General features: G+C 71.1%; 10 protein-coding genes. 1 reads left to right on the top strand and 9 read right to left on the bottom strand.

Going from position 1 to position 15103, the window contains the following annotated elements; all coding sequences use genetic code 11:
* Nucleotides 1-11: 11 nt before the first annotated feature.
* The 8 genes from A176_RS31580 to A176_RS31545 all read right to left on the bottom strand — a co-directional run bounded on the left by A176_RS31580 (nt 12) and on the right by A176_RS31545 (nt 9527).
* Complete coding sequence (locus tag A176_RS31580) at nt 12-704, bottom strand: radical SAM protein (RefSeq protein WP_002636164.1); 693 nt, start codon at nt 702-704, stop codon at nt 12-14.
* Nucleotides 705-802: 98 nt separating this feature from the next.
* Nucleotides 803-1633: an NAD(+) diphosphatase gene (gene nudC / locus A176_RS31575; protein ID WP_002636163.1), complete on the bottom strand. Its 831-nt coding sequence runs from the start codon at nt 1631-1633 to the stop codon at nt 803-805.
* 90 nt (nt 1634-1723) lie between these two features.
* A complete protein-coding gene (gene gloA / locus A176_RS31570; protein WP_002636162.1) occupies nt 1724-2110 on the bottom strand; it encodes a lactoylglutathione lyase in 387 nt (128 codons plus the stop codon).
* A 54-nt stretch (nt 2111-2164) separates the two neighbouring features.
* The gene (locus tag A176_RS31565) at nt 2165-4492 is read right to left on the bottom strand and encodes a hypothetical protein (RefSeq protein ID WP_002636161.1); all 2328 of its coding nucleotides are present in this window, start codon (nt 4490-4492) and stop codon (nt 2165-2167) included.
* Between the two features lie 17 nt (nt 4493-4509).
* Nucleotides 4510-4902: a hypothetical protein gene (locus tag A176_RS31560; protein WP_002636160.1), complete on the bottom strand. Its 393-nt coding sequence runs from the start codon at nt 4900-4902 to the stop codon at nt 4510-4512.
* A gap of 20 nt (nt 4903-4922) precedes the next feature.
* Entirely contained in the window at nt 4923-6113 is a 1191-nt protein-coding gene (locus A176_RS31555) for an NAD(P)H-dependent flavin oxidoreductase (protein WP_002636159.1), read from the bottom strand.
* A 125-nt stretch (nt 6114-6238) separates the two neighbouring features.
* Nucleotides 6239-6691: a GNAT family N-acetyltransferase gene (locus tag A176_RS31550; RefSeq protein WP_002636158.1), complete on the bottom strand. Its 453-nt coding sequence runs from the start codon at nt 6689-6691 to the stop codon at nt 6239-6241.
* Between the two features lies 1 nt (nt 6692).
* Entirely contained in the window at nt 6693-9527 is a 2835-nt protein-coding gene (locus A176_RS31545) for a TonB-dependent receptor domain-containing protein (RefSeq protein ID WP_002636157.1), read from the bottom strand.
* Nucleotides 9528-9670: 143 nt separating this feature from the next.
* On the opposite strand from A176_RS31545, the gene A176_RS31540 reads away from it, so the two are divergent.
* A complete protein-coding gene (locus A176_RS31540; RefSeq protein ID WP_002636156.1) occupies nt 9671-10288 on the top strand; it encodes a Uma2 family endonuclease in 618 nt (205 codons plus the stop codon).
* 16 nt (nt 10289-10304) lie between these two features.
* Here the strand turns inward: A176_RS31540 and A176_RS31535 are convergent, their stop codons facing one another.
* Nucleotides 10305-15056, bottom strand: coding sequence for an AAA domain-containing protein (locus tag A176_RS31535; RefSeq protein ID WP_002636155.1), 4752 nt, complete (start codon nt 15054-15056; stop codon nt 10305-10307).
* Nucleotides 15057-15103: the final 47 nt, after the last annotated feature.

Genomic DNA, 15103 nt, shown 5'->3' with positions numbered 1-15103 from the left:
CGGCGCCGCGCTCACACGCCGCGCTCGTTCGGGTCCCACATGTACTTGTGCATCTGGAGCTGGAAGCGGACGGCCAGCCTGTCCTCGATGACCCATTCGGCGAGCTGTCGCGGGTGGAGCTTGTCGAACACGGTGGAGAACAGCGTGCCGTAGGGCTTCTGGAGGAGCTGGTGCTCGGCGATGAGCGCCTTGGCCCAGTCGTAGTCCTCGCGCGAGCCGATGACGAACTTCAGCTCGTCGTTGGCGTTCATCGACGTGAAGTTGCGGTAGTCGTTGCGCAGGTGTTCGCCCGAGGAGGGCGTCTTCATGTCGACGATTTTGTGCACCGCCGGGGGCACGAGCCGCACGTCGATGGCGCCGCTGGTCTCCAGCAGCACCTTGAGCCCCGCGTCGAGCAGCGCCTCCATCAGCGGATAGACGCCGGGCTGGAGCAGGGGCTCGCCGCCCGTGACTTCCACCATGGGCGTGCGCATGCCCAGCACCTCGGAGACGATGTCCGGAATCTTCCGGCGCGCGCCGCCGTGGAAGGCGAACTCGCTGTCGCAGTAGGTGCAGCGCAGGTGGCAGCCGGTGAGGCGCACGAAGGCGCACAGCAGCCCCGCGTGGGAGGACTCCCCCTGGACGCTGAGATAAATCTCCTTCACCACCACGGAGTCCGCGGTGGGGACGCGTCGGGGTTCGATGTGCGGGCGCGCTGCGGGCATGGCTTCTTCGCTCGTCGAGAGGAGGGGCGCTTCAACCCCAACCGGCCGCGCCAGGTCAAGCGCGGAACCAGCGGGGGGCCGGCGCCCCGTCCGGGGGGCTAGGGGGCGGCGCCCTTCACGCGCTCGACGAAGGCGTCGATGAGCTGCCGCGCGATGCTGAGCCGCGGAGGAATGCGCGGCAGTTGGTCCGGGCTGAACCAGTGGGCTTCGGAGATTTCCTTCGGGTCCACGACGATGTCGCCGCCCGCGTACTCGGCGGTGAAGCCCACCATGAGCGAGCGGCCGAAGGGCCACGGCTGCGAGCCGAAGTAGCGGAGGTTCTTCACGTCGATGCCGACCTCCTCTTTCACCTCGCGCGCCAGGCACTCCTCCAGCGACTCGCCCGGTTCGACGAAGCCCGCGAGCGTGCTGAACATGGGCTCCGGGAACTGGGCGTTGCGCGCCAGCAGCATCGTGTCGCCGCGGGTGATGAGGACGATGATGGCGGGCGCGATGCGAGGGTAGAAGGGCGTCTTGTCCACCGGGCAGCGGCGGGCGCGCTCTCCGGCGACGAGCTGCGTGGGCTGGCCGCAGCGGCCGCAGAAGCGGTGCGTGAGGTCCCACTCCACGATGGCGAGCGCGCGTCCCGCCACGGCGAAGCGGGCATCGTCCACGCGCCGGTAGAGCGTGCGAGCGGTGACCACCTGGTAGCCCTGGGGGGCGATGAACTCCCGGGTGAACCCCGCCGCGTAGCAGTCCACGCCGTCCAACTGGCCCAGGTAGTGCGCGTCCGCTGCCAGCTCCGGGAAGTCCGCGCCGGTGGGAATGGAGACGCCGTCCGCGTGCTCCTGGACGAGCATCTCCATGCCGCGGGCGAGGAAGAGCAGCGCGGTGTCTCGCGGCCGGTCCGGCGGGGCGTGATTGGGGACGAAGAGGGGTGCGGAGCTCACGGGGGCCACACTAACGGGCCCAGGCCGGGTGTGCAGGCGTTGCGTGAGCGCCAGGACGGGTGGGGTGGGGGAGGCAGGGCGGGGTGCGGCTCAGGCGTCCTTCTGGATGAGCTCCACCTTGTAGCCGTCCGGGTCCTCGACGAAGGCGATGACGGTGGTGCCGTGCTTCATGGGGCCGGGCTCGCGGACCACCTTGCCGCCGGCCTTGCGGATGGCGTCGCACGTGCCATGGATGTCACTGACGCCCAGCGCCACGTGGCCGTACGCGGTGCCCAGCTCGTACTTCTCGACGCCCCAGTTGTGGGTGAGCTCCAGGGCGGGGTGGGTGTCCTCGGGGCCAAAGCCCACGAAGGCCAGGGTGAACTTGCCGTCCGGGTAGTCGTGACGGCGCAGCAACTTCATGCCGATGACCCGGGTGTAGAAGTCGAGCGAGCGCTCGAGGTCACCGACGCGGAGCATGGTGTGCAGGATTCGCATGCGCACGTCATAACCCCATCACCGTGCCGCGTCATGCGTCCCGGCCCGCCGGGCTCAGGGCTTCTCCTCGGACTGTGGCTTGGGCGGCACGGTGAGTGTGCCCGCCTCGACATGTGACGACGTCAGCGGCTTTCCATCCGCGCCCCGTCCGCCGATGCGCGAGCCGTCACCCCCGGCCCGCCACAGACCCACGAGGACCTTCCTTTCGCCCCCGTCCCAGTCCTTCGTGTTCACGGAGAAGGCGTCGCGCAGCAGCACGTCCCTGGGTGCCCCTGCGAGGAAGAAGGTGCCGCCCAGCACGGGATGGTCCGCGTTCTTCCGCTTGCTGCCCGGGGGGCCTGGCAGGTGGACGAAGACGCCCACGGAGCGGTGCACGGGCCCGGTGACGCGCCAGTAGAGCACCATGTGGATGAGCCCCTCCGCGTCCGGCGCTGACGGCACCTCCGCCGCGACCAGCTCCACCGGGACGTCGAACTTCGCGTCCAGGCGCTTGGCGTCGGAGGGGGGCGCCGTCACGAACATGGGCGTGCCGTCCGGATTCAGCGGCACCGCGCGGGCCACCGGCTCCGTGGACGTCGCCAGCAACACGCCCCACGCGGCCAGCGGCACACTGGCCACCCCAATGGCCGCGAGCCCCAGCCGCCCACGCAACCGCCATGCGACAAGCCCCATCCCCAGCCACGCGAGCGCGGAGACTCCCGCGCCGCCGAGGCCCGAGCGCGGCAGGAAGCGCAGCACCACGCGGTGCGTCCCTTCCGCCACCCGCACCCCCAGCAGCCCCTGGTGGGAGACGACCTCGCCCTCCGAGGACTTCCACCCGGGATGCCAGTTCTGGTTCACCAGCAGCACCGTGGGCCGCGTCGCCGTCACGTCCACCGTCACGCGGTTGGGCGTCCACTCCACGCGGCGCGCGGTGCCCGCGGACACGTCCTCCAGGTACTCCTCCTGGGGCAGGTCGCCGCGCAGGCGCTCCGACATGGGCACGGGCCAGGCTTCACCGCAGGCGATGGAGCCCCGGTTGAGCGCCAGGAAGTAGCCCTGGGCCCAGCGGTTTCCTCGGGCCTGCGCGAAGGGGCGCTCCGCCTCCTCGGGGATGGGGCCGGGCGAGGGCACCATCTGCGACCAGCGGCTGAGCCGGTCGAAGGCGCGCACCTGGAAGCCCCAGCCCACGGCGATGACGACACACGCCACCGCTGCCGCGGTGGGCCACCACGACGCGGCCGTGCGCGCGGGGGGCACACGCCACACACGCACCAGCAGCACGGCGAGGCCCAGCGCCACCAGCTCGGCGAGGAAGAAGCCCGCGGGCACCAGGAAGCGCTCGGGGTAGCGCAGCGTCCCGAAGACGGGCAGCAGCCGCAGCGCGCCGAACAGCGACGGTGTCGCGGAGTAACCCGCCGCCATCCACACGCACAGCGACGCCAGCACCGCCGGATACAAAGCCCGGCGCCACGCCCACGCGGCCAGGGGAATCAGCGCGAGCACCGCGGGCGCGAGGAAGAAGTTGCCCGGGTCGCTGTGGCCGGAGCGCGCCGGGAGCTGGAGCAGCATGCGCGCCAGCTCCTCCGCGGAGTTGCCCGGCGTGCCCGCCATGATGCGCGGCGCCGACCGCATGGTCTCCACCAGCGGCCACAGCCGGAACGCGCAGGCGCCCAGGGTGAACAGCGCCGTGACGCCCAGGCCCCACAGCGCGGACTTGCGACGAGCCGTCCCGCGCAGGCCATGCAGCGTCCGGCCGGCCTCCAGCGCGACGAAGAGCGCGCCCATGGGCACCGGATAGGTGCCGCCGAAGCCGAGCAGCAGCGCGAAGACACCCGCCACCACCGCTGCGCCACGCAAGTGGCCCTCCGCCGCGCGGCGCGTGCCCCACAGCAGCCAGGGCAGCAGCAGGAAGCCCGCGAAGTTCAGCCAGCCAATGGACCACGAGAGCGCGGTGAAGCCCGCCAGGCCGAACAGCGGCGCCGCGGCCAAGGCGCCCAGCGCGGAGCCCACGCGCCGCCGCGCGTAGTGGAAGAAGCCCTCCATGCCGAGCACGAGGAAGGCCCACAGCAGCAGCGGCTCCGCGGGCCGCGCTCCCATCAACGTGGACACCAGCAGCGTGGGCGAAGCCACCCGCGTCTGCGGGCTGCCTATTGCGTACTGCCCGCCGCAGGCCCAGGGGTTCCACAGCGGGAGCTGGCCGTAGTGCGTCACCGTGCGAGTCCCCGCGTCCTCGTACGAGTGCAGCAGGTGCGCGTCGCGGAAGTCGTTCATCCCGCCGGCTTGCTGGAGCGGACGCCAGCTCGCGGCCAGCGCCAGCGCGGCGAAGAGGGCCAGCCGCAGGCCGGTGAGGGTGGCGGCGCGGTGGGCGAAGCGAAGCAGCCTGCGAGGGGGAGGCATCATGGACGCGGGGCGCGGGCTCAGTCGTAGAAGGGGCGCGGCTTGCAGGGACTGGCGGTGGCCTTGCGCGGCGGCTGCACGGGGCGGTGGTGCAGCTCCTCGTCGACGGCCTCCAGGACCTCCGTCACGGGCACCTGTCGGCGGCGGGCTTCATCCACGGCCCACTTGCGCTCGGACGCGCCGAAGTCGTCGTCCTGGGACCAGTGGTCTCCCGGGAAGGATTGGCGCGACTTGCGCCGCCACTCAGCCTCCTGGTTGGCGGCGGCCTGGCCCACCTGCTCACGCGTGGCGGGGGACAGGTGCTGCGGGGGCGGCGGCAGCTCGGCGGTGGCGGCGCGCACCACCGCGGTGGCGCCACACAGTGCGAAGACCAGCCACCCCAGATGTGTCGCCCGGCGCCACGTTGCACCCATGAAGGGCGCTCTACTCCAAATCAGCCCCGGTCGTCCTCATCGGTGTCGGCTTCCAGGCCGTGCGGATCGGCGAGCACCCGGCGCGCTCGCTCCATCAGCTCCACCACGATTTGCCCGGCCGGTTGGATGCTCTCGATGCGCGCCATGCTGGCGCCGCTGGCCGGCATGGCCATCTCATCCAAGTCACCCTCGGTGTCGGGCGTGGGGATGAAGGCGCTGAACCTGGGGATGTCCACGGAGGCGCCGCCCGGCGTGCCCGGAAACAGCCGGGTGGTGCCCACGCGCGTGGGGCCGGGGGTGGGCATGGGAACGCGCCCCTCGCGCCCCGTCCACTCTCGCACCACGCGGTTGCGCACCACGCGCATGCGCTGTCCGGGCCAGTCGGCGCCGAAGACGGTGGTGAAGTCCGAGTCGCCCGCGTCGCCATCGACGATGCGCTGCTTGTAGCCCGGGTGGGCGTACGCCTCCACGGACGCCACCATGCGCGTGCTCACCCAGACGCCGTCCGCGCCGTGGAAGAGGGCGCGCGCGGCGCTGAGTCCGTCGGCGATGCCGCCCGAGGCCAGCACGGGCACGGTGTCGGTCATGGCGCGCAGCGCGCGCACCAGGGCCAGCGTGGGCAGGCCGCTGTGGTTGATGCCGGAGGCCTGCCGTCCCTGCGCGATGAGCCCGTCCGCGCCCAGGGCCAGGGCCTGCCGTGCAATCTCGACCGAGGGCGCCTGGACCCACACGCGAATGCCCGCGCGCTTCAGCGAAGACACCCACTCCGCGGGCGGGAGGTCTCCTTGAAACGAGACGATGGGCACGCGCCGGGCGATGCAGACCTCGACATGTTCGCGGGTGACGCGGTGCTGGCCACCGTCGGGCGCGATGAGGAGGTTCGCCCCGAAGGGCTTCTGTGTGCCCGCCTGCACGGTCTGGATGCGGACATCCAGGACGTCCGGCGGCTCCGGCACGACACCGAGCATGCCCACGCCTCCCGCCTCCGAGACGGCGAGGACCAGCGGCGGCAGCGAGACGAACGCCATGCCGTCGCTGACGAACGGATAGTTCACGCCCAACTCACGCGTCAGCCGCGTGTGCAGGGTGTTGCCTTCCAGAACGTAGATGGGCGGGCGCCGGGGTTGCTCGGGGCCGGAATCACCGTGCTCCTCGTCGGGCTCGACATCACGGGAAGAGGGCGGGGAACCTCCGTCATTCGCTCCGTTCATCGGGTCTCCTGAAGCTGGCGGGCTCTTGGGCTTCTCCAAGGTTACCAGCAACCCTCGCTCCTCAGAGGTGGGGAGCGGAAGAGGGCCTTTCAGGTTGGTTGCCGGGTAACAGGCGGGTGCCGGCCCTAGGCGCCAAGTGTCTTGCGCATGTTGCGGTGAGGGATGCCCACCTCGGTGTAGGGCTCGCCGTGGACGGCGTAACCCAGGCGCTCGTAGAAGGGGACGGCGGGCGCGCGCGCGTGCAGGTGGACGTGGTTGAAGCCCCGCTGCACCAGTTCCGCCTCCAGCGTACGCACCAGCCGGGCGCCCAGGCCCTGTCCCTGGAGGTGCGCCGCCACGGCCATCTGGAACAGCCGCCCGCCGTGCGCGTCCTCGGGGTGGAAGAGCACACACCCGAGCACGCGGCCGTCCTGATGCGCCACCAGGTGCAGGCTGTCCGCTTCGAACGGGAAGGCCACGTCGGAGGGGCTGTAGCCCAACGGTTCGCGCAGCACGCGGAAGCGCAGCTCCAGCTCGCCTTCGTAGAGCGCGTGCCCTGGCGAGATGAAGGCGAAGGCGACGTCGGCGTGGGCCGCCATGTCAGAAGGTTCCCGTGAGCTGCAGGGTGAAGGTTCGGCCGTACTGCGGCACCGGGGCGATGGAGTTCTCGTCCGACACGGGCAGCGAGTAGCGGGTGTCCAGCAGGTTGTGCACGCCGGCGAAGTAGCGCAGCGGGCCGTAGTCACCCGACAGGCCGAAGCCCACGAGCAGGGCCTCGCCGCTCTCCGCCCCGCCGGGGCCGGTGGGACGGGCGCTCTGGTAGATGGCCTGCGTGGCCACGCGCATGTCGCCAGCGCCAATGGGCATCATCATCCGGCCCGCGACGAGGTGCGCGGGCGACGCGGAGGCGACCTCCTCCGAGGCATTGCGCAGCGTCACGTAGGAGTAGCTCACGTCCACCATCAGCCAGCGCCCCGGCTGCCAGTGCACGCCGGCTTCGGCGCCCCAGGCCAGCGTGGTGCCGTCGGTGTTCATGAAGCGCAAGCACGCCGAGGTGCCGCAGTCGCCCGAAGGGGTGGGCTCCGCGCTGAGCTGCACCAGGCTGGCGATGCGGTTGTGGTAACCGGCCACGGTGAGGCGCAGCTCGTCCGTCAGGTCGTGCGAGTGCTCCAGCTCGAAGGTGGTGATGGTCTCCGGCCGCAGGTTCACCGCCGAGCCCTGGGAGATGCCGTCCGCGTAGTAGAGCTCGTAGACGTTGGGCGCGCGGAAGGCGTTACCGGCCACCAGCTTGGTGAGGCCCTGCTCATAGGGGCGCGCGATGACGGCCAGACGCGGGGTGATGGGCGTGCTGTCCAGGTCCACGTACTTGTCCAGGCGCAGGCCGGCGGACACGCTCAGCCGCGGGTGGAGCTTCCACTCGTCGAGCAGGTACGCGGACAGCAGCGTGCGCGCCTGCGTCTCCAGGGGCTGGTCCCCGGCGTCCTGCCGCACGCGCAACTGCGCCTGACCTTCCACGCCGAGCGTGAAGACGTTGCCCTCGAACAGGCCGATGCGCGCGCGGGCCTCCGCGGTCATCCAGTCCGCCGCGCCGCCCTCGGTCCGGGAGCCGCCGTCCTCCACCGGGTACACGTAGGTGCCCTCGTAGCGGCTGAGGTCGAACGCACCGCGCACCGACAGGCTGAAGCGCTCGGTGAACTGGCGCTCGTAGCGGGCCTCGGCGAAGGCGCGCAGGTCCTCCACGATGTTGCCCTCGGTGCCGGGCACGGTGCCGTACGGCGCGGTGGGCAGCTCCTTGGTGCGCACGTTGAACTGGGCCTGGAAGGACAGGTCGCCCAGGCGGGCGCGGAGCGAGCCACCCGCGGCGCGTTCGGCGTCCAGTCCGGTGATGATGGGGCCCGTGGGGCCCAGCCGGGTGGTGTCCGCGCCCGACGCGCCCATGGCGGAGGCGCTCACCAGCACCGAGCGGTTTCCGTCCTCCCACGACGCTGTCGCGTGGCCGCGGGTGGCGCCCAGCGCGCCCACGGCGCCCGTCACCTCGAAGTTCTTGTTGGAGCCCAGCGACTCGCGAGGCACCACGTTGATGACGGCGAAGAAGGCGCCCGTACCGTAGAGGGCGCTGCCCGGGCCGCGGACGACTTCGATGCGCTCCACCTCCAGGATGTCCACGCTCAGGTCATGGGCGGCGAAGCCCTGGCCGGCCCAGACGTCGTTCATGGAGTGGCCATCCCAGAGGATGAGGATGCGCGTGTTGAGGTCGCCCGGCGGCGAGAAGCCACGCACGCCCATGTACGTATAGGTCCGGTCATCGGTGAGGTAGAATCCGCGCACGCCGGCCACGGCCTCGGCGACGGTGCGCCAGCCGAAGGCGCGCAGCTCCTCCTGGGTGAGGACGGTGGTGGAGGCGGGCGCCTCGTCGACGGCGACCAGGCTCTTGGAGGCGGCGCGCACGGGGGGCGGCGCGTAGCGCAGCTCGGCGTGGACCTTCACTTCTTCCTCCGCGACCACCTTCACCGTCTGGCGGAGCGGGCGCACCTCGCGGCTCTCCACCTCCAAGACGTGCTCGCCTTCGGGCAGGGTGACGACGGTGGGCGTGAAGCCCGCGGGCTTGCCATCCACGCGCACCGTGGCGCCGTCGCGGTTGGCTGTCACCACGAGCCGGCCCGTGGGCCGGTCCTGGGGGCGCAGGGCCACGCTGACGGGCACGTTGCCATCCGCGGGGACCTCCACCACGTACTGGCTGGGGGCATAGCCCGGCGCGCGCACGTGCAGCACGCGCTGGCCAGGGGGCAGCCGCACGCGGCCGGGCACCCGGGCCAGGACGTTGCCATTGGGGGCGTCGCGAATCTCCGCGCCCTCGGGCGTGCCTGTCACCTCCACGCCGCCGGTGATGAGGGCCAGGTCGAAGGTCTGGTCCGTTTCACGGCCGCGCACCAGGGAGAGGGTGGCCTCCGCGGGACGGTAGCCGTCCTTCTTCACCATGATTTTGTGACGGCCGGGTGTCAGCGCGAGCGTCTGCGGCGAGCGGCCCCGGCTGCCCAGGTCCATGCGGTCCACGTAGACGTCCGCGCCCTTGGGGTTGGTGGTGACGCGCACCAGCGCGACCTTGGGGCGGAGCCGGTCCACGGAGCGCGACACCTCCGCGGCGTCCTCCTTGGGCAGGTCCTCGGAGAGGAGGTCGTTGTAGTAGCGGTACGCCTCGTTGAACTTGCCCAGCGCCTCGAAGCAGCGGGCGATGTTGAAGAGGACGTTGCGGTTGGGCACCAGGCGGTAGCTGGTGAAGTAGGAGCGCAGCGCTTCGGCGTACTGGCCCTTGGAGTAGGCATCGTTGCCGAGCTCGAACGCGATGTCCGCTTCATCCGCGTTGTTGTCCGCGAGCACGGGCGCGGACAGGAGGAACAGCGAGAGGACGAACGCGAAAGAACGGGAGGAACGCATGGGACAGCAACCATTCTTCCTTCTCTCCGAAGAGAGGTCCATGGGTGCTTCTCGGGTTGGATTCCGGTTGTCAGACCCAGGAGGTAAGGTCATTCCTGGACAGGCAGCACGGGGTGGGGTTCCACTCCGGGGAGGCGGGGGCAATGATGCAGGGGCTGGAAGTGGGAGAGGAGCGGCACACGGGAATGGGGCAGGAGACGAAGCGTCCGGCGACCTACGAGGACCTGGTGGCGCTGCCCGAGCACTGGGTGGGGCAAATCATCGACGGGGAGCTCATCGCGCAGCCCCGTCCGGCCATCCGGCATGCGCGGGCCACGTCCAGGCTGGGGGGCGAGCTGTACAGCCCTTTCGAGAGAGGCCGAGGAGGGCCGGGTGGTTGGTCTTTCCTGGATGAGCCTGAGCTGCACCTCGGTGAGGACGTCCTGGTGCCGGACCTGGCGGGTTGGCGACGCGAGCGCATGCCGGAAGTCCCGGATACGTCCTTCTTCACGTTGCCGCCGGACTGGGTCTGCGAGGTGCTCTCGCCTTCCACGGCTTCGTTGGACCGCTCGCGCAAGAAGCGCATCTATGCCCGGGAAGGCATTGGGCACGTCTGGCTCGTGGACCCTCAGGCGCGGACGTTGGAGGTGTACCGGCTGAGCGGTGGAAAGTGGGTCGAACAGGGCACCTGGACGGGGGACGAGCGCGTCCGCGCCGAGCCCTTCGAGGCGCTGGAGTTGGAGCTGGGGGTGTTGTGGTTGGCGGAGGCGAAGGCGCCGTGACGGCGGCGCCCCTGCATCAGTGCACGCCGCTCCGGGAGGAAATGGCCTCCTGGGGCGCGGCGGACGGCTCGCGCATCAGCTTGTCGCCCGAGGCCTGAAGGACCTGGGTGGTGGCGCCCTCGGGGTCGCGGAAGAAGTGCGGCGTCCACAGCCGCACGAGCTGCCAGCCCTGTCCTTCCAGCATGCCCGTGCGGAAGAGGTCCCACTCCACGCGGTCCGTGGCCTTGGGGTAGCGCGTGCCGTCGCACAGCACGCCGACGGTGACGTCTCCCGGCCGGGTGGGGTGGTGGAGCGCGATGTCCACGCAGAAGCCGTCATTGCCCCAGTGGATGTCCGAGGACACGCGGTGCTGTTCGGCCAGATGTCCGGCCAGGGCCTGGGCGAACACCGAGCCCGCCTCCGTGGGCCGCGGGAACACCTCGGCCCGCTGCCCTTGGGCGTTCACCTGGAGCGCGCTGTCGCCGGACTCGCGCTGCGCCTCCTGGGCATAGGCCGTTTCCAGGGCTTCGGCGAAGCGGAGGTAGGCGAACAGGAGCCAGCCGCCGTTGGGCTGCCGTCCCGCCTCCATGGGGGGCGCGGACTGGTAGGCCTCGCGGGGAATGGAGGTGACGAGGTGAATCTGCTCGCGGGCGCGCGTCACCAGCACGTTGAGTCGGCGGCCTCCACCCGCGCTGCCCAGGGGACCGAAGCGCCGGTAGAAGCGGCCCTGCCGGTCCGGACCGTAGGTGGTGCTGATGATGAGGTGGTCGCGCTCATCGCCCTGGACGTTCTCCAGGTTCTTGACGAAGAGCCCCTCGAAAGAGCCCGAGCCCCGGCGCACGCGTGCCTCGGCCAGGCGACTCGCGAAGGCGGCGTCACTGGCGGCCATGGCGTCGAGCACGTCGTTGATGGCGTCGCGTTGGGTGAGGTTGAAGCACGCGATGCCAATGGACGGGGGCGCGGGTCGAGCGAGCAGCTCCTTCACCAGGGTGCCCACGGCCCGGGCCTCGATGACGTTCGCGCGCTTGTCATAGATGCCCCCCACGGGCAGCAGCCGCAGCGGTGCGTGGGGCGCGCGGTGGGACGGATGCGCGGGGATGGCCTGGAGCCGCTTGTCGTAGAAGTGGTCGTTGCTGAAGGCGATGAGGTCCGCGTTCTGGGAGCGGTAGTGCACGTCGAGGTAGCACTGGTCGATGTCGAGGTTGAGCGCGGCGGACAGCAGGTCCTCCACCTCGGACTGCTGCTCCTCGAAGAGGCCCTGCTCGGTCTCCGCCTCCTGCTCCGCGTTCTGCACCACGGCGGACTCGAAGAATCGCGTGGGGGGGAGCTGCTTCGGGTCTCCGGCGATGACGACGCGGTGGGCGCGGGTGAGCACGGGCAGCGCTTCTTCCAGCCGGCACTGCGAGGACTCATCGAAGATGACGACGTCGAAGATGGGACGGCGGGGGAAGATTTGCGCCACCGTTTGCGGGCTGGCCATCCACACGGGGCGGACGTCGAAGAGCGGGTCGCCCCCCTCGATGCCCTGACCGGTGGCGATGACCTGCCGCACTCGCATGGCGCGCTCGCCCCGGAGCATCAGCCGCCGGCGCAGCTCCGCGCCCTGGCCGTTGAGCCGGCCGCCCGTGCCCGCGAGCAGCCGTTCACGCTGGCGGTGGGTCCAGCGGTGGACCAGGGCATCACGCACGAGCCCGCGCTTCTTCTGCTCCAACACGCGGTAGTGCGAATGCGCGGCGCGAACTCGCTCCGCGTCGATGTGCTGTAGCGCCGGGTCCTCTCGCAGTCGGGAGGAGGCCTCCGCCGCCAGCGTGGCCTTCAACACCGTGCGCCAGCCCGCATCGGCCTCCGCGCCGTTTCGGGCCAGCCGCTCCACGGCGGACTCCAGCGCCGGAGGCATTCCCGCCAGCACGGAGCGCATGCGCAGCAGGCCCTCCACGGTGGACAGCCGTGACAGCATCGCCGAGGTGGCGGTGGACAGCCGTTCGCCCGCGCGAAGGCCGCGCGAGTGCGAGTCGAGCCAGGTGGGAGAGAACAGCCCCGCCTCGGTGAGCCGAGCCTCCAGCCGCGCGATGGCGTCGCCCCGGGCGGCGGACTGGCGAAGTCCGGCGAGCATCGCCGCGCGTGCGCCCACGTCGGCCTTCAGCGCGCCGCGAACCGCTTCCCGGCACGACGCGAGCAGCGGCGTGCGCTCCAGCTCGCCCAGCAGTTCGAAGAGGGCCGCATGGGTGCGAAGCGTCTGGGACAGCGCCTCGTCGTGGAGTGCTTCGCTCGCGCCGGGGGCCAGCGTGGCGCGGTGGTATTCGTTGAGCAGCGCGCGCGCCCTGGCGCCGGTGAAGAAGCGGGTGACGCGCTCGGCGGCGAGGACGCTCAGCGTCAGGCCGAACTGTTGGAGCACGCGGCGCGCTCCGGCCTTTCGCGCGAAATAGAAGAACGCGTACCACTTGCGAGCGATGTCCAGGTACGAGCCCAGCGCCGCCAGGGTGGTGGACAGCATGCCCAGGGCCTGGGGTTGCTCGCGGTGCACCAGGGACAGCTCCGCGTCCAGTGGGCCCTCCGCGAGCACCTGCCGCTGTGCTTCCAAGCCGTCGAGTTGCGTCTTCGCCGCCCGGACCGCGTCGGGTGCCGCCGAGCCCCACCGCGCGAGGGACTCCGGGCTGGCGCTCTCAAAGAGGGGCGCCAGCTTCTCCGCGAACGCCGCCCGTGCCGCGCCCTCCGCGCGAGGGTCCGCGCCAAACACGGGCACGTCTGGAGACGCGAGCGCATCGGCGTCCCGGGCCGCGCTGTCCGCGGCGGTCATCCGCTCGCGGTAGGTGGCCAGGGGCGTGGCGAGATAGGTGGCGAGGTCCGTGCCCAGCGCCTCGCGCCAGGGGTTCTCCGGGTAGGCCTCCTTGCCGCCGCGCTCCAGGACCTCGCGCACTTCGCGCTCGCGAGGTGTCACGTCGCCCAGCCGCGCGTCGGTGAGGCTCGCCACCGCGGGCGTGAGGGCGGCGGGGGCCTCTACCGAGAACCACTGTCCCACCAGCTCATGGAAGGAGGGCGCGGTGCCTCCGGCGGGACGCTCGGAGAGGGCGCGGTCGGCGGTGGTCAGCTCGTCATGAAGGGATTGTAGCTCCGCGTCGACCCGGCCCAGCTCCCTGGCCACGGCCGCGTCGGTCCGAGCCTCGGGAAGGGTGTCGAGCTGCTCGCGAATCCCCATGTAGAGGTCGCGCTGGTCTCGCTGCGCATCGTGGACGACGGCGCACAAGTGGCCCAGTCCGAGGTGGTCCAGCCGGTGCTTCACAACGTCCAACGCGGTGCGCTTGTCGCAGACGAGCAGCACGCGCTCACCGCGAGCGAGATGATCACCGATGGCGTTGGCGATGGTCTGCGATTTACCGGTGCCCGGAGGCCCGTGAATGACGAGTCCTCGGCTGCTGCGTGCGAGCCGCACCGCGCGCGCCTGGCACGGATCCGCGAGGGTGACGAGCCGCTCTTCGCCCGCGCGCTTGTGGCCCTCCAGGTTGGGCTCACCGCCGCCGTGGCCCGGGGTTTCGCCCAGGGACACGTCCACGCGCAGGAAGCTCTCCAGGGGGCCGGAGACCGGCTCGCCGTCCAACAGCGCGCGCATGTCGTCCACGAGGCTCTGGTTGGACAGCGGGTACAGGCCAAGCACCGCGCTGGGAAGGATGGCGGCCTGGGGCTGGGCGTCATCGTTGCGAGGAATGGGCGCCAGCAGCGTCTCCGAGGTGAACGCGGCCGGAGCGGGCAGCTCCAGGGCCTTGCACACGGCGGCGACCAGCTCGTTCAGTTCGCGCCACGGGTCCTCGCCTGTTTCATCCGCGAAGAGGTCGCCGAGGCGTTGCCCCGTCTGCTGTTCCAACCAGGCGAGCAGCGCCGTGTTGGGCGTCACGCGGTCCACGCCGGCTTCGGCGCCCTCGAGTTCAACGGAAGGCACGCGGCCCTTCTTGAGCGTGAGGCGCACGGGGACGAAGGCGATGGGGGCCAGGATGCGCCGCGTGCCGAAGCCGCGCTTGTCCTTGGCGCCCGGCGGCAGGTGCAGCAGGGGGAAGCCCACGTGCAGCACATGGGCGCCGGTGTCCTGCTCGAAGGTGCGGGCGTCCTCGACGATGGTGGCCAGCTTGCGCAGCAGGGCCTGTTGCTCCTCTTCCTCGCGAGACCGCGTGCCCGGTTCCTCGAACAGCGCGGGCTCCGTGGAGGTCATGGCGAACGATGCGCCGTGCTCCCTCAGTGCCGCGTCGTCCGGCGAAGGTGATTCACCGTTCTCCGGGAGTGATGAGCTGTCCCCCGTCGACGATGCGCCATCCGTCTGAATCGATGCACCGGCCTCTCGCAGCAATGTGCCATCCGTCAGAAGCGATGCACCGGCCTCCCGCTGCGATGCGCCATCCGTCAGAAGCGATGCACCGGCCTCCGTCAGCGATGCGCCATCTGTCTGAAGCGATGCTCCGTCTATCCGGAGTGATGCGCCATGCTCCGTGGGCATCGCGCCATCCGGCTGGGGCTCGGCCTCGCCGCGCTTCATGCGTGCCTGGGCCGTCGCCTTTCGCGAGCGGGCGGCCACGGGAGCGGGGGCGGGCGGCTTCACGCCGAGCCGGGCCTGAGCCTTCTCGCCGAGCAGGGCGGCGAGCACGGCGTGAGGCGGCGTCCCATCCAAGCGGCTCAGCGTCGCGAGGTCCACCCGCTGACGGCTGTGGTGCGGCCGGCTGTTGAGGCTGGGGCCGGAGGCGAGCGCGGCGTAGAGCCGCTCGAGCATCTTCTCCAGGACGCGGTTGCGGGGCTCGGACGACAAGTCGGCACCTCTCGACGGGAGGAAGGCCGTTGTCTCTATCACGCGAG

The organism is Myxococcus hansupus (assembly GCF_000280925.3).
GTDB lineage: Bacteria > Myxococcota > Myxococcia > Myxococcales > Myxococcaceae > Myxococcus > Myxococcus hansupus.
Note: the sequence above shows the minus strand (reverse complement) of the source record. Positions and strands in the feature narration are given on the sequence as shown.

Bases quoted from the DNA above. Each gene is read 5' to 3' on its own strand.
- A176_RS31565 (WP_002636161.1), bottom strand. From the start codon at position 4,492: ATGATGCCTCCCCCTCGCAGGCTGCTTCGCTTCGCCCACCGCGCCGCC.
- A176_RS31550 (WP_002636158.1), bottom strand. From the start codon at position 6,691: ATGGCGGCCCACGCCGACGTCGCCTTCGCCTTCATCTCGCCAGGGCAC.
- A176_RS31580 (WP_002636164.1), bottom strand. From the start codon at position 704: ATGCCCGCAGCGCGCCCGCACATCGAACCCCGACGCGTCCCCACCGCG.
- A176_RS31545 (WP_002636157.1), bottom strand. From the start codon at position 9,527: ATGCGTTCCTCCCGTTCTTTCGCGTTCGTCCTCTCGCTGTTCCTCCTG.
- A176_RS31560 (WP_002636160.1), bottom strand. From the start codon at position 4,902: ATGGGTGCAACGTGGCGCCGGGCGACACATCTGGGGTGGCTGGTCTTC.
- A176_RS31555 (WP_002636159.1), bottom strand. From the start codon at position 6,113: ATGAACGGAGCGAATGACGGAGGTTCCCCGCCCTCTTCCCGTGATGTC.
- A176_RS31540 (WP_002636156.1), top strand. From the start codon at position 9,671: ATGATGCAGGGGCTGGAAGTGGGAGAGGAGCGGCACACGGGAATGGGG.
- gloA (WP_002636162.1), bottom strand. From the start codon at position 2,110: ATGCGAATCCTGCACACCATGCTCCGCGTCGGTGACCTCGAGCGCTCG.